This is a genomic window from Nocardia vinacea NBRC 16497 (assembly GCF_000308835.1).
Taxonomy (GTDB): domain Bacteria; phylum Actinomycetota; class Actinomycetes; order Mycobacteriales; family Mycobacteriaceae; genus Nocardia; species Nocardia vinacea.
Map to the genome: position 1 here is coordinate 1 of NZ_BAGN01000287.1, position 312 is coordinate 312.

Below are 312 nucleotides of genomic sequence, written 5' to 3' on the forward strand. Positions count from 1 at the left end.
GGACACCACCACCGCCCCGATCAATGGATGATCGAGTCCCGACAATCCCAGCGAGTCGGGATCGGTGTTGCCGGTGATCGTATCGAGCCAGTAGCGGCGGTGCTGGAAAGCGTAGGAAGGCAACGGAACCCGGGTCGCGCCGCGGCCGTGGAAGATCGGTGTCCAGTCGATTCCGGTGCCGGCCACATCCAGTCGGGCCAGTGCCGAGAGCAGGGTCGTGTCCTCGACACGGTCCTTACGCAGCAGCGAAGCCACGACAGCCTCCACACCGTCCACGGTGGGTTTGGTATCCACGGCGTCGCTGGTGGTGTG

Annotated in this window: 1 pseudogene; it reads right to left on the minus strand. The window is 65.1% G+C overall.

The features are described 5' to 3' along the window. Positions 1-294: pseudogene (locus ON44_RS33520) on the minus strand (hypothetical protein); the annotation flags it as partial. Positions 295-312: the final 18 nt, after the last annotated feature.